Origin of the sequence: Pigmentiphaga litoralis (assembly GCF_014651835.1) — a bacterium.
Classification (GTDB): Bacteria; Pseudomonadota; Gammaproteobacteria; order Burkholderiales; family Burkholderiaceae_B; genus Pigmentiphaga; species Pigmentiphaga litoralis.
Genome location: NZ_BMXQ01000001.1, coordinates 901028 through 913597, shown reverse-complemented (window position 1 = coordinate 913597; position 12570 = coordinate 901028). Strand labels below are relative to the sequence as shown.

The following is a 12570-nucleotide window of genomic DNA, read 5'->3' as shown; positions in this document are numbered from 1 at the left end:
CGGAATGACCCTCCCCTTCTGGGCCGAGTGGACAGTGGCGGCCTTGCTGGTCGTAGCCGGCCTGGTGACTTTGATCGGGACCATAGGTCTTTGGCGTTTTGATAATTTCTACTCGCGCATGCACGGCCCGACCATGGGCAGTTCGCTGGGCCTGGGACTCGTGATGCTGGCCTCTATCCTGGCGTTTTCACTGTCGGAACATCGCCTGGTCTTGCATGCCGTCCTGGCCGCGGTGTTCCTGACGCTGACCATTCCGATCACGACCATGATGCTGGCGCGCGCCGCCCTGTACCGGCATCGCCGCGAAGGCAAGCACGTTCCTGCGCAACACCGTCCGTTTGATGACGATGCCAACGAGATCTGCCCGACTCACGATGAAGCGAGCTGACCCGAAGAGCGCAGAACAAAATGCTTACAACCCTGTTGAGCCACGGATAACCGCAGGTTAAGGACCGCGGCGACAATAGCCACGCCTCAGATGGCTGATAGGTTTGGGTGATAATCGGCCTGTCGCCATCTACAACAACAACAGTCTGGCCACATGATCTCCATCTATCAGCTCAAGCCGCGCTTCCAGGCCCTGCTCCGGCCGCGGGTCGTCCAGTTGCACGCCCGGGGTGTCACCGCCAACCAGGTCACCGTGTTCGCCGCGGTGGTGTCCGTCCTGCTGGGAGTGTTCCTGGCGTTCCAGGCCAGCCACCCCTGGTTGTTCATCCTGGTACCGATATGGATGTTCGCCCGCATGGCGCTCAACGCCATCGACGGCATGCTGGCGCGTGAATTCGGCCAGCAGTCGCGTCTGGGCGCCTACCTGAACGAGCTGTGCGACGTCATCGCCGATGCCGCCCTGTACCTGCCGTTCGCGGCACTGTTTGGCGTCACGCCCGGCTGGGTGATCCTGGTCGTGCTGCTGGCCGGCATCAGCGAATATGCCGGCGTGCTGGGGCTGATGGTCGGCGCGACGCGGCGCTACGACGGCCCCATGGGCAAGAGTGACCGTGCCTTCTGCTTTGGGGTGCTGGGCCTGGCGGCGGCGATCGGCGTGCCGGCCGTTCTGCTCAATCTGCTGTTGATCGTCGTGGCCGTCCTGCTGGTGGTCACGATCTACAACCGTGTGCACCGCGGGCTTGTCGAAGCCGAACACCTTACCCCCTCCGAATAGGAACGTCGCATGCGTGCCGGCCAGTCCCATACCTTCACGACCCACGACCAGCAGACCCTGTTCTATCGCCACTGGCCTGCCCAGGTCGAAACCGCCGGCGTGCCGCGCCGCGCGTTGCTGCTGTTCCATCGCGGCCACGAGCATTCGGGCCGCATTGGCCATATTGCCGACGAGATCGACCTGCCCGGCTTCGACGTGTTTGCGTGGGACGCGCGCGGTCACGGCGAATCGCCCGGCGAGCGCGGTGACAGCCCCAGCGTGGGCACCAGCGTGCGCGACATCAACACGTTCGTGCAGCACCTGTGCCGCACGCATGACATTGCGATCGGCAACATGGCCGTGATCGCCCAAAGCGTGGGCGCCGTGCTGGCCGCCGCCTGGGTGCACGACTACGCCCCCAAGATCCGGGCGCTGGTGCTGGCGTCGCCGGCCTTCAAGGTCAAGTTGTACGTGCCGTTTGCGCTGCCCGGCCTGCGGCTGATGCGCCGCTTTCGCGGCAATTTCTTCGTGAACAGCTACGTCAAGGCCAGGTTCCTGACCCACGATCCGGCCCGCGTTGCGTCGTACGACAGCGACCCGCTGATCACCAAGGCGATCTCGGTCAACGTGCTGCTGGGACTGTATGAAACGGCAGAACGTATCGTGGCCGATGCGCAGGCGATCCAGGTGCCGACCCAGGTGCTGGTGTCGGGGTCGGACTTCGTGGTGCATCGCGGACCGCAGCAACGCTTTTTTGATCGACTGAGCCATCCGCGCAAGGAACTGCATATCCTGCCGGGGTTCTTCCACGACACGCTGGGCGAGAAGGACCGGGCGATTCCGATTGCCCGCGCGAAACGTTTCATTCAGCAGCAGTTCGATCAGCCCCTGCAGCGCCTGAGTCTGCTCAATGCCGACCGCGTGGGTCCGTCGTGCGCAGAGGCCGAGGCGCTGGCTACACCGCTTCCGCCCAATTCCCTGCGCGGCCTGTACTGGCGTTTTACCCGGGCCAGCCTGGGCTTTGGGCGGCATTGGGCCGCCGGCATCAAGCTGGGATTCGATACCGGCTTCGATTCGGGCAGCACACTGGATTATGTCTACCGCAACCAGCCCACCGGCAAGACGCCGATTGGCCGGATGATGGACAAGAACTACCTGGAGTCGATCGGCTGGCGTGGTATCCGCCAGCGCAAGCTGCATGTAGAAGAATTGCTGCGGCTGGCCATGGCGCGGCTGCGTGCGCAGGACCGGCCGGTACGGATCGTGGACATCGCGGCGGGACACGGCCGGTATGTGCTCGACGCGTTGACGAGCCGCGGCCCGCTCCCGGAATCGATCCTGCTGCGCGACTACAGCGACATCAACGTGCGCGATGGCCGTGCGCTGATCGACGAGCGCGACCTGGCCGACATTGCACGCTTTGAACGTGCCGATGCCTTCGACCGGCCGAGTCTGGCCGCCATCGATCCCCGGCCCACGGTCGGCATCGTGTCCGGCCTGTACGAGCTGTTCGGCGACAACCGCATGGTGTCCCGATCGCTGGCGGGCCTGGCCGACGCCATCGAACCCGGAGGCTACCTGGTCTATACGGGGCAGCCGTGGCATCCGCAGCTGGAGCTGATCGCGCGGGCGCTGACCAGCCATCGCGACGGGACGGCGTGGGTCATGCGCCGGCGCAGCCAGGACGAAATGGACCAGCTGGTCGAGGCGGCAGGCTTCCGGAAGGTCGAGCAGCGCATCGACGAATGGGGCATCTTTACCGTTTGCCTGGCGCAGCGCGTCAGCGGATGACGCCGGCCCTGCCTGGGGGCGTCGTGGGGCCCGACGACCTGTCGGTGCGCCCGCCTGGGCTCTGGAAGCGAGCGGTGCTGTGGCTGTTGCTGCTCGCACCGCTTTTTTTTGGCACCTACGGTTTTGCGACGTGGGCGACGGCCCGGCGCGCGGAAGTCGGCAGCGCGGTGTTCGGGTGGGAACATCTGATCCCCTTGTGGCCCTGGACCATCGTGCCCTACTGGTCGATCGACCTGCTGTATGGATTCTCCTTGCTGGTCTGCGCCACGCGGCGCGAGCTGGATACCCATGGCCGACGCCTGTTGACTGCCCAGGCGATCGCGGTGTCGTGCTTTCTGTTGTTCCCGCTGCGCTTCAGTGTGGAACGGCCGGCGCAAGACGGCGTTTTTGGCTGGATGTTCGACGTGCTCATGGGCTTTGACAAGCCCTTCAACCAGGCGCCGTCCCTGCACATCACGTTGCTGGTGGTGCTGTGGGTGTGCTTTGCGGCGCACTCGCGCGGCATCGGGAAGCTGCTGGTGCATGGCTGGTTCGCCCTGATCGGGCTGTCGGTGCTGACGACGTGGCAGCATCACTTTGTTGATCTGCCGACGGGCGTGCTGGCCGGATGGCTGTGCGTGTGGCTGTGGCCGGATCAGGGACCCAACCCGCTTCGGCAGGCGGCGTGGACCCAGGACCCGGCGCGCCGCAGGCTGGCGTGGCGCTACCTGGCGGGCGCCGCCCTGTGTGCGCTGCTGGCCTGCCTGGGCGGCGCCGCATTGTGGCTGGCGTGGCCGGCGCTGTCGCTGGCGGGGGTGGCGCTGAACTACGCGTGGCTGGGGCCGGCGGGATTCCAGAAACGGGCCGATGGAACCCTGAGTCCGGCTGCGCGGTGGTTGTTCGCGCCGTATCTGTTGGCGGCGCGGATCAACGCGGCGTGGTGGACGCGGCGGCATCCACAGGCCGATGCGGTGATCGATGGCGTGTGGCTGGGACCGCTGCGGGCATGGAAGGCGCGGGAGGCGTGGCAGGGGGACCTGGCACGCACCGGACCGGCGGCGGAAGCCGGCCTGGTCGACATGACGGCCGAAATGGGTGCCCATCCGGCGGGCCGGGTCTATGCGACCTTTCCCGTTCTTGACCTGACCGTACCCGATCCCGCCACCTGCCAGCAGGCTGCCCAGGCCATCGAGCAGATGCGCCTGCGCGGACCGGTGCTGGTGGCGTGCGCGCTGGGGTATTCACGCAGCGCGACTGCAGTGGCGGCGTGGCTGCTGTGCACCGGCCGCGCCACGTCGGTGGACGGCGCCATTGCCCAACTGCATCGCGCCCGGCCGCAGGTTGTGCTGACCGCGGCCCATCGCGCGGTGCTTGAAGCGGTGGGTGAATCGGTGCTGCGCGATGCGGAAGTGCGCGACGCGGCGGGGCGCGATGCGGTGGGGCGCGATGCGGTGAGGCGCGATGCGGCGGTTCACGATGGGGTGGGTCACGACGGGGTGCTGGACGATGCGGTGCTGCACGATGCGGTGCTCCGCCATGCCCGGCTGCCGATGTCGACGGGTCATCCGCGCACGACCCCAGCTACGCCAACGACCTCGGCTACGCCAACAACCCCAACGACGACGGACACGACGTCGCCCGACACCTCAACGCTTCTTCCGGAATCCCGCCATGCCCTTTGACCTGGGTCTGCTTACGCTGGCCAGTGTGCTGCGCCGCGGCCGGCACCTGGACCATCTGTCTTCGTCGATCACCCTGATTGCCCTGGCCTGGGGGCTCTTGCAGTGGCCCATGGGCTTTGGCACGCAGATCGGCAGCGCATTGGCGACGCTGCTGGTGCTGGTGGGCGTGCTTCAAAAAATATGGGCGATGCGGGTGGCGCTGGATGCGGACCTGTTCGATGCCCTGGGCCGCGCGGAGGGTGAACATGCCTCGGCCAGGAACGACCCGGCCAGCCACGCTCCGGCCAGCCACGATCCCGCCAGCCACGATCCGGCCAGCCACGATCCGGCCAGTCAGCAACCAGCCAGTCACAACCCGCCAGGCCCGGCCCCGGACATCACCGCGCGCCTGGCCGCCATGGACGCCATGCTGGTTGGCACCGGGCTGATGCCTGCGCGCCTGGCTGGCCGTCCGTTGCCGCCCCGCACCCAGGGCGCCTTGCGTCTGCTGGTGATCCAGGCGGCGCTGGTCGGCTTCCAGGTGGCGCTGACGCTCAGCAGCCTGCTGGCCATGCCCTGGCTGTTTCCTGGCTACTGAACATGACCTTGGGACCCTGCACTTCGGGCCCTGCACTTCCGACCCTGCACTTCGGACCTGATACCTCGGACCACACCCCCCGGACCATGAACCCTGCCCCTGGCCTCCCGAAGGACTCCAGCATGTTTGCGCCCGTTGCCGCTCTTGCCATTACCGCCGGCGCTCGCGCCCTGACCGGTGCGCGCGCCTTGTGGCTGGGCTGCGCGCCGCAGCCCGTGCAGCGCATCTACTTTGCCAATCACAGCAGCCACGCCGACTTCGTATTGCTGTGGTCGTCTCTGCCGCCCGCGTTGCGCGCACGGACGCGGCCAGTCGCAGGAGCGGACTACTGGCACACCAGCGCCACGCGCCGCTACTTGATCCACAAGGTGTTCAACGGGGTGCTGGTGGAACGCGAGCGCCGCGACCCGTCGTCCAACCCGCTGCAACCGATGCTGGATGCGCTGGACGCCGGCGATTCCTTGATCCTGTTTCCGGAAGGCACGCGCAATATGGAAGAAGGCCTGCTGCCCTTCAAAAGCGGCATCTACCGTCTGGGGCTGGAGCGACCTGCCGTGGAACTGATCCCGGTGTGGATCTCGAACCTGAAGCGGGTCATGCCCAAAGGCAGCGTGATTCCGCTGCCCCTGCTGTGCACGCTGAGCTTCGGCGCGCCACTGCACGTGGCCGAGGGCGAGGCGAAAGAAGCATTCCTGGAGCGGGCCCGCAGCGCCCTGTTCGCACTGTCGACGGAGCAGGTGTGATGAGCAGGCTGCATTGCACCACGACCCCGCTCGCTCCCTGCTTTCGCGCGACGACTTCATGAGCGATCTGATGCACGACCATACCTTCCTGCTGTTCGCCGGCATTGGCGCCGTGCTGGCTTTTGCGTCGCTGGTCGGCTTCCTGCTCAAGTGGCGGGCCGGCCCGGGATCGCATTCCGTTATCGACAATCTGAACTCGCGCATCAACGCGTGGTGGGTGATGGTGCTGGTGATCGGCGTGGCCTTCCTGCTTGGACGCTGGGCCGTCATCCTGCTGTTCTATGCGGTGTCGTTCTACGCGCTACGCGAATTCATTACGCTGGCGCCCACGCGGCGGGGGGATTATCCGGCGCTGGTGGCGGCGTTCTACCTTGCCCTGCCCCTGCAGTACATCCTGATCGGCATGAACTGGTATGGCATGTTCGCCATCTTCATCCCGGTCTATACCTTCCTGTTGCTGCCCATCCTGTCGACCCTGCATGGTGACGCCACGCGTTTCCTTGAACGTGCGTCGACGGTGCAATGGGGATTGATGATCGCCGTGTTCTGCATTTCGCACGTGCCCGCGCTGTTGACGCTGGACATCCCGGGCTATGCCGATCGCAATCTGTTGCTGATCGCCTATCTGGTGATCGTGGTGCAGTCGTCGGACGTGCTGCAGTACGTGTGCGGAAAGCTGTTCGGCAAACGCAAGATCGCGCCGCATCTGTCGCCATCCAAAACGCTGGAAGGGTTTCTGGGTGGGCTGGCGCTGGCGTCCTTGCTGGGCGCGGCGCTGTACTGGATCACGCCCTTCAATCCCTGGCAGTCGGGACTGATTGCGCTGATGCTCAACCTGCTCGGGTTCTTTGGCGGGTTGGTGATGTCGGCGATCAAACGCGATCGCGGCGTAAAGGACTGGGGCCACATGATCGAAGGCCACGGCGGCATGCTGGACCGCCTGGACTCGGTGTGCTTTGCGGCCCCCATCTTCTTTAACGTGGTGCGCTACTGGTGGACGTGATGCCGGTCAGGGGTGATCGTGGCCATGATCGTGATCGTGGTCATGCCCCGCATGGTTGCGCTCATGCGCCTCGAACACCAGATGCGCCATGCCGTCTTCGGTCGCGATACCGACCCGTTCTCCCACCGGCAGCGTCGCCTTCGTCTTGACGTGCCCGAAAGGCAGTTCCGTCACGACCGGCACCTTGACTTCACGGCGCAGCCACGCGTGCACGGACGCCATGTCGTAGCCGCCGTCGAGCGGCGACAGTTTGTAGTCGGTAAAGCTGCCCAGCACGACGGCTTTCTGTCTGGCGAGGACGCCGGCCTGATGCAACTGCAGCAGCATGCGTTCGACCCGGTAGGGGTGCTCGTTGACGTCTTCCAGGAACAGGATGCCGCCCTTGATCCTGGGCAGGTAGGGGGTGCCGATCAATGAGACCAACATGGCCAGGTTGCCGCCCCACAGCACACCGCGCGCATCGACCGGATCCGAGTCGGGGCTGTCGAAGCTGAGCACTTCCAGTTCCCCGCGCAGGGTTTCGCCGAACAGCGCCGCGGTCAGGTCGTCGACGCGCTTGCCGCCAAAATCAAAGACGGCCATCGGGCCGGCATAACTGACGGCGCCGGTCTTGGCGAGCAAGGCGAGCTGAAAGGCAGTGAAGTCACTGTGGCCGATAAAGAGCTTGCCGCTGTCGGCCATCGCCTTCCAGTCAATGCGATCGAGCAGCCGCGACATGCCATAGCCCCCGCGTGTCGCCATGACAAATCGGGACTTTTGCGTGGCGGCGCGCTGCAGGGCGGCCAGGCGCTGGGCGTCGGTGCCCGCGAATCGCTCGTTTCGCAAGGACGCCCCCCGATCCATGGACACTTTGAAGCCTTCGGCAGTCAAGTTGGCCTTGGCCCGCACAAGGGTGTCAGCATCCAGCACCGCACCGGATGGCGACACCAGGTAGATGCCGGGCCGGGCGGCTGCGCGGCTGCGCGGGACAGGCGCGGCGGCGGCGTTGGCATCGGGGGCATCGCAAATGGGGCAGGCAGGCATGGGGTCGTGGGTCCAGTGGCGGAAAAAGGCAGCCGCATTGTCGCCCGGAACGGCGGCGCGGCCAAACGCGGGGCCTGGCTTGGACGGGCCCGCCGCGCGCCAAGTCACGCAGGCGGATCGGTCGCCTCACCGTCGGTCAGCGCATCGGGCACGTCCTGCCGGGCGGCGGCCCCGCCAGAAAGCGCCGCGGTGGCGTGCCGTGCCGGAGCGCCCCCCTCCCGCTCCGCCAACCGCCTTGCCTTGACCGCATCGCGCCGCGCGCGAAAAAACGCACGCAGCAAGGCCGCGCATTCCGCCGCCAGCACGCCGCCTTCCACCACCGTCTGATGATTGAGCTGCGCAACTGCCGGCAGGTCGATCGTGCCACCACATACGCCCGTCTTGGGGTCGGGCGCGCCGAACACCACGCGGGCCAGCCGTGTGTGCAGCATCGCGCCCATGCACATCGCGCAGGGTTCCAGCGTTACATACAGGGTCGCGCCGGGAAGCCGGTAATTGCCTGCCGCGGCGCACGCGGCGCGCAAGGCAACGATCTCGGCATGGGCTGTCGGGTCGCTGTTGCCGATCGGCCGGTTGGACCCTTCACCCAGTACCTGGCCGTCCATGCCCACCAGCACGGCGCCCACCGGCACTTCGCCCCGGTCCCACGCCTGCCGGGCGAGCACCAGCGCCCGCGCCATGTGGTGGCGATCCACGGCGGCCACATCAGCAGCCGCATCGACGGGACGGTCTTGCCCCGCCACCCTACTTCTCCACGCGATGCCCGGCGGCGATCCACGCATCGATGCCGCCGGTCAGCGGCCGCACGCGCTGGAAGCCCTGCCGACGCAGTTGCGACGCCAGTTGCGCCGCCGAAATTTCATTCGGGCAGGCGCAGTACACGATCACTTCGTCATCCGGCCGGCCTTCCAGCACGAAGCCTTTCATGCCTTCAATGGGCACCGCGATCGCGCCTGGAATGCGGCCTTGCTGCTGCAGCAGCGGCGTACGCACGTCCAGCACGGTGGGCGTCAGGCCCTGGTCATGCAGTTCTTTCAGTTCCGCGACCGTGACGCGCGCCATGTGCAAGGACCGCAGCAAGGTGTGCCGCTGCCAGAGCTTCTTGGCGATGAACACGGCAAACGCCACCGCCACCAGCAGCAGTCCCCATTTGCCCAGTTCGCCCAGGGCAACCAGCAGCTCGTCGATGCCACTGCTGAAGAGGGAGCCCAACCCGATGGCCGACCCCGCCCACAAGGCGGCGCCCAGGCCGTCGAACAGGATGAACGTGCGCCGCGGGGTGCCGACCATGCCGGCCAGCGCGCTGGCCAGGGAGGCAAAGCCCGGAATGAACTTGGCGACCAGCAAAGACCACGCGCCCCACCGCGCATACACGGAGGCCGTCTGGCGCACACAGGTGTCGGGCGAGATCGAAATGCGGCACAAGGTCGACATGACCCGTCCGCCATACCGCTTGCCGGCTTCATACCAGATGGTGTCCGCCAGCAGTGCCGACCCGATCGCCACCGCCAGCAGCAGCGGCGCGGACAGCTCGCCGCGGCCCAGCATGGCGCCGGTGATGACCAGGGTGGGATAGGCGGGAATCGGCGCGCCGAGCTGTTCGACGAACACGTTCGCGAATACGATCAGCAAGCCATATTGCTCGATGAGATCAAAAAGGAAGGACATGACGCGGGGATTCCTTGCGCGCGTGCTGGCGCGGTCGGAACCGGGCGGCAGCAGCCGAGGGGCATTCTACTCCTGCCCCCCGGCTGCCCGAACCCGCGCGATCAGCTTATGACACTCATGCCGCCAGATCGAAATACAGCACTTCGGCGTTCTGGCCCCCTTCGAACACGACTTCGCGTTCGTCGGACACCTTCAGCGCATCGCCGGCCTTGAGCGCCTGCCCATTCACCGTCAGTGCGCCGCGTGCCACGTGCACATAGCCCTTGCGGCTCGGGTCGATGGCTTGCACGACACGTTCGCTGCCGTCCAGCAGGCCGGCATACAGCGTCGCGTCCTGGTTCACCGTCAGCGATCCGTCCCGGCCATCGGGCGAGACCACCACACGCAGGCGGCCGCGCTTTTCGGTCGCGTCGAACTGGCGCTCCTGGTAGCTGGGACGCACGCCCTTGAACTTGGGCAAGATCCAGATCTGCAGGAAATTGACCGTGTCGGTAGGCGAATGGTTGAACTCGCTGTGCCGCACGCCAGTGCCCGCGCTCATGAGCTGCACATCCCCCGGGCGGATCACCGAACCGGTGCCCATCGAATCCTTGTGCTCCAGCGCGCCGTCCAGGACATACGAAATGATCTCCATGTCGCGGTGGCCGTGTTCGCCAAAGCCCTGGCCCGGGGCCACCGTGTCGTCGTTGATCACCCGCAGGTCGCTCCAGCCCATTTCCTTGGGGTTGTGGTACTCGGCGAACGAGAAGGTGTGATGGCTGTTCAACCAGCCGTGCGAGGCGTGACCGCGATCTTCCGCTTTGCGTACGATGTTCATGGTGTGGCTCCTGTCAGGACCGTGTCGGTCGTTGTTGGCATGGAGTGAACTTTACGCCTCGATTATCCGATCGATAAGCGCAAAGATCTGGCCTTTTTGATCGGATTATCCGATACATTATCGGCTGACCTTTTGTAAGCCGGATCCCGCCATGCGTATGCCCCGAACGACCCTGGAACAGTGGGCGGTCTTGCAAGCCATCGTCGACCAGGGCGGTTTTGCCCAGGCGGCCGAGCATCTGCACCGCAGCCAGTCGTCCGTCAGCTATATGGTGTCGCGCCTGCAGGAACAATTGGGCGTGGAACTGCTGGTGATGGTCGGGCGCAAGGCGCAACTGACCGATCATGGCAAAGCCTTGCTGCGCGGCGCGGCCGAACTGCTGGCGGGCGCCCATCGGCTGGAACACACGGCAGCCAGCCTGCGGCAAGGGTGGGAATCGGAAATCGGACTGGCGGTCGATGTCGCCTTTCCGAAGCCCCTGTTGCTGCGCGCCCTGGCCCGCTTCACCCAGTCGGTCACGCAGACCCGTGTGCAGTTGCGCGAAGTGGTGCTGTCCGGCGCAGACGAGGCCCTGTTGGATCAAGGCACCGATATCGTGATCGGCACGCGCGTGCCGTCGCAATTCCTGGGCAAGCTGTTGATCGACGTCGACTTCATTGCCGTCGCCCATCCGGACCATGCCTTGTTCCAGCTGGGGCGGGCGCTGACGATGGACGACCTGCGCAGGGAACTGCAAATCGTTGCCCGCGATTCGGGCACCAGCAAACCGCGGGATGACGGGTGGCTGGGGGCGGCGCAGCGCTGGACGGTCACCAGCATGGAAACGTCGGCCGACATGGTGGCAAGCGGCCTGGGATTTGCGTGGCTGCCCCGGCATGTGATCCAGCCCATGCTGGACGCCGGCCGCGTTGCGCCGCTGCCGCTTATCGAAGGCGGCGCCCGACGCGTGCCGCTGTACCTGGTGGCAGGCAAGCCGGGCCAGATCGGGCCGGCCGCCAGGGAATTGTCCGAGATCCTGCAGGACTGCGTGTTGGGCGGATAAGGACAGCGGGCCCTACCGCTCACGATCCCGCCGGAGCAGCGGCGTCCTGATCGCCTGCGCCACGACCACGCCCAGCAAGGTCACCACCCCGCCGATCACGTCGTACGCATGCAGTGTTTCACCCAGGAACGCCATGGCGATCGCCACGGTAAAGACCGGCAGCAGATTCATCAGCGCCGTGGTGCGCATGGGCCCCAGGCGGGCAATGCCCAACATCCACAGGAAAGGCGCCAGCACCGATGCCGGAATGCCGGCGTACAGCACCAGCGGCAAGCCGGCCTGGGTAATGGGCGGCGCGCCGTTGGCCAGGTAGTAAACGAACAGCACGGGCACGGCACACCACGTCTGCACGGTCAGGGATTGCCAGTTGCCCAGCGGCAGCTTCCATTTCTTGAGCAGGACGGCGTAGCCTGCATAGGCAAGGCTGGCCAGCAGCATCAGCCCGTCGCCCAGGCGCACGCCGGCAGTCAGCAGCGCCGCCGGCTCGCCATGACTGAGCAGATACGCCAGGCCGGCAATGGACAGCAAGCCGCCCAGCACCGCCCCCACGGTGATCACTTCGCGCAGGATCAGCACGCTCAGCACCACGGCCAGCAAGGGCATGAGCGAGATCACGATGCCCATATTGGTGGCGGTCGTCGTGCTGGCGGCCACGTAGGCCAGGCACTGATACAGCACCATGCCCAGCAGGCTCAGCACGAACAGCTTGGGCAGCAGGCGCAGGACCAGATCACGCGCGCGCCAGACCGACCGGCCGAACACCATCCCCAGCAAGGCCCCGGCCAACACCCAACGGAATAATGAAATGGCGGCCGGATCGATCACGCCTGCCGCCAGTTTGCTGACGATGGTGTTGACCGCCCAGATCATCACGGCCAGCAGCGGCGCGAGCAGATGCGCCGCGGTCATGGCCGGCGGCCCCCGGTGGCGGCCGTGCGGGCGTCAGGCAGGTGGGGCGCCGCCATGGGGGCGGCGCACCGGCAGGCGTGACGGAACAATGTATTGGGCAAAGGGACTAGACCTTGCAAAGTGGGCGGCGGGAGAATGCGCGCGTCGGTTCCAGGCCCGGCGCGGCGGTCGCTAGCCTAGCACTGCGGCGCGCTT

The 12570-nt window shown here is 66.2% G+C and carries 13 protein-coding genes; 8 read left to right on the top strand and 5 right to left on the bottom strand.

From position 1 onward, the window contains the following. Window positions 1–4 precede the first annotated feature (4 nt). From mnhG to IE116_RS03915, 7 genes are all read left to right on the top strand, one after another. Window positions 5–388 (top strand): monovalent cation/H(+) antiporter subunit G, encoded by a 384-nt coding sequence (gene mnhG / locus IE116_RS03945; RefSeq protein ID WP_229827991.1) that lies wholly within the window; start codon window positions 5–7, stop codon window positions 386–388. Between the two features lie 156 nt (window positions 389–544). Next, entirely contained in the window at window positions 545–1162 is a 618-nt protein-coding gene (locus IE116_RS03940; protein ID WP_229828366.1) for a CDP-alcohol phosphatidyltransferase family protein, read from the top strand. Between the two features lie 9 nt (window positions 1163–1171). Further along, entirely contained in the window at window positions 1172–2932 is a 1761-nt protein-coding gene (locus IE116_RS03935; RefSeq protein ID WP_189609947.1) for a bifunctional alpha/beta hydrolase/class I SAM-dependent methyltransferase, read from the top strand. Then, window positions 2929–4593 (top strand): phosphatase PAP2/dual specificity phosphatase family protein, encoded by a 1665-nt coding sequence (locus tag IE116_RS03930; protein ID WP_229827990.1) that lies wholly within the window; start codon window positions 2929–2931, stop codon window positions 4591–4593. The genes IE116_RS03935 and IE116_RS03930 overlap by 4 nt, the downstream gene beginning before the upstream one ends. Further along, window positions 4583–5170 carry a hypothetical protein gene (locus tag IE116_RS03925; protein WP_189609945.1) on the top strand — a complete coding sequence of 196 codons (588 nt, stop codon included), beginning with the start codon at window positions 4583–4585 and terminating at the stop codon, window positions 5168–5170. Before IE116_RS03930 ends, IE116_RS03925 begins: the two co-directional genes overlap by 11 nt. 122 nt (window positions 5171–5292) lie before the next feature. Then, complete coding sequence (locus IE116_RS03920) at window positions 5293–5913, top strand: lysophospholipid acyltransferase family protein (protein ID WP_189609943.1); 621 nt, start codon at window positions 5293–5295, stop codon at window positions 5911–5913. Window positions 5914–5971: 58 nt separating this feature from the next. Beyond that, entirely contained in the window at window positions 5972–6916 is a 945-nt protein-coding gene (locus IE116_RS03915; protein WP_229827989.1) for a phosphatidate cytidylyltransferase, read from the top strand. A gap of 6 nt (window positions 6917–6922) precedes the next feature. On the opposite strand, the gene IE116_RS03910 is transcribed toward IE116_RS03915, so the two are convergent. The 4 genes from IE116_RS03910 to IE116_RS03895 all read right to left on the bottom strand — a co-directional run bounded on the left by IE116_RS03910 (window position 6923) and on the right by IE116_RS03895 (window position 10424). Further along, a complete protein-coding gene (locus tag IE116_RS03910) occupies window positions 6923–7939 on the bottom strand; it encodes an LD-carboxypeptidase (RefSeq protein ID WP_189609941.1) in 1017 nt (338 codons plus the stop codon). Between the two features lie 104 nt (window positions 7940–8043). Continuing rightward, the gene (tadA, locus tag IE116_RS03905; protein ID WP_189609939.1) at window positions 8044–8721 is read right to left on the bottom strand and encodes a tRNA adenosine(34) deaminase TadA; all 678 of its coding nucleotides are present in this window, start codon (window positions 8719–8721) and stop codon (window positions 8044–8046) included. After that, window positions 8684–9607 carry a rhodanese-like domain-containing protein gene (locus IE116_RS03900; RefSeq protein WP_189609938.1) on the bottom strand — a complete coding sequence of 308 codons (924 nt, stop codon included), beginning with the start codon at window positions 9605–9607 and terminating at the stop codon, window positions 8684–8686. Before IE116_RS03900 ends, tadA begins: the two co-directional genes overlap by 38 nt. A gap of 115 nt (window positions 9608–9722) precedes the next feature. Continuing rightward, window positions 9723–10424: a pirin family protein gene (locus tag IE116_RS03895; protein ID WP_189609936.1), complete on the bottom strand. Its 702-nt coding sequence runs from the start codon at window positions 10422–10424 to the stop codon at window positions 9723–9725. A gap of 151 nt (window positions 10425–10575) precedes the next feature. Here IE116_RS03895 and IE116_RS03890 point away from each other — a divergent pair, with 151 nt between their 5' ends. Beyond that, window positions 10576–11466, top strand: a complete 891-nt coding sequence (locus tag IE116_RS03890) for a LysR family transcriptional regulator (RefSeq protein ID WP_189609934.1) — start codon at window positions 10576–10578, stop codon at window positions 11464–11466. Between the two features lie 12 nt (window positions 11467–11478). Here IE116_RS03890 and IE116_RS03885 read toward each other — a convergent pair whose 3' ends face one another. Continuing rightward, on the bottom strand, window positions 11479–12375 hold the full coding sequence (locus IE116_RS03885) for a DMT family transporter (protein ID WP_189609932.1): 897 nt from the start codon (window positions 12373–12375) through the stop codon (window positions 11479–11481). Window positions 12376–12570 lie beyond the last annotated feature (195 nt).

What these genes read in the sequence shown, in the direction of transcription:
- mnhG (WP_229827991.1), top strand. Translation starts at nt 5, where the DNA reads ATGACCCTCCCCTTCTGGGCCGAGTGGACAGTGGCGGCCTTGCTGGTC.
- IE116_RS03935 (WP_189609947.1), top strand. Translation starts at nt 1,172, where the DNA reads ATGCGTGCCGGCCAGTCCCATACCTTCACGACCCACGACCAGCAGACC.
- IE116_RS03930 (WP_229827990.1), top strand. Translation starts at nt 2,929, where the DNA reads ATGACGCCGGCCCTGCCTGGGGGCGTCGTGGGGCCCGACGACCTGTCG.
- IE116_RS03925 (WP_189609945.1), top strand. Translation starts at nt 4,583, where the DNA reads ATGCCCTTTGACCTGGGTCTGCTTACGCTGGCCAGTGTGCTGCGCCGC.
- IE116_RS03920 (WP_189609943.1), top strand. Translation starts at nt 5,293, where the DNA reads ATGTTTGCGCCCGTTGCCGCTCTTGCCATTACCGCCGGCGCTCGCGCC.
- IE116_RS03915 (WP_229827989.1), top strand. Translation starts at nt 5,972, where the DNA reads ATGAGCGATCTGATGCACGACCATACCTTCCTGCTGTTCGCCGGCATT.
- IE116_RS03910 (WP_189609941.1), bottom strand. Translation starts at nt 7,939, where the DNA reads ATGCCTGCCTGCCCCATTTGCGATGCCCCCGATGCCAACGCCGCCGCC.
- tadA (WP_189609939.1), bottom strand. Translation starts at nt 8,721, where the DNA reads ATGCGTGGATCGCCGCCGGGCATCGCGTGGAGAAGTAGGGTGGCGGGG.
- IE116_RS03900 (WP_189609938.1), bottom strand. Translation starts at nt 9,607, where the DNA reads ATGTCCTTCCTTTTTGATCTCATCGAGCAATATGGCTTGCTGATCGTA.
- IE116_RS03895 (WP_189609936.1), bottom strand. Translation starts at nt 10,424, where the DNA reads ATGAACATCGTACGCAAAGCGGAAGATCGCGGTCACGCCTCGCACGGC.
- IE116_RS03890 (WP_189609934.1), top strand. Translation starts at nt 10,576, where the DNA reads ATGCGTATGCCCCGAACGACCCTGGAACAGTGGGCGGTCTTGCAAGCC.
- IE116_RS03885 (WP_189609932.1), bottom strand. Translation starts at nt 12,375, where the DNA reads ATGACCGCGGCGCATCTGCTCGCGCCGCTGCTGGCCGTGATGATCTGG.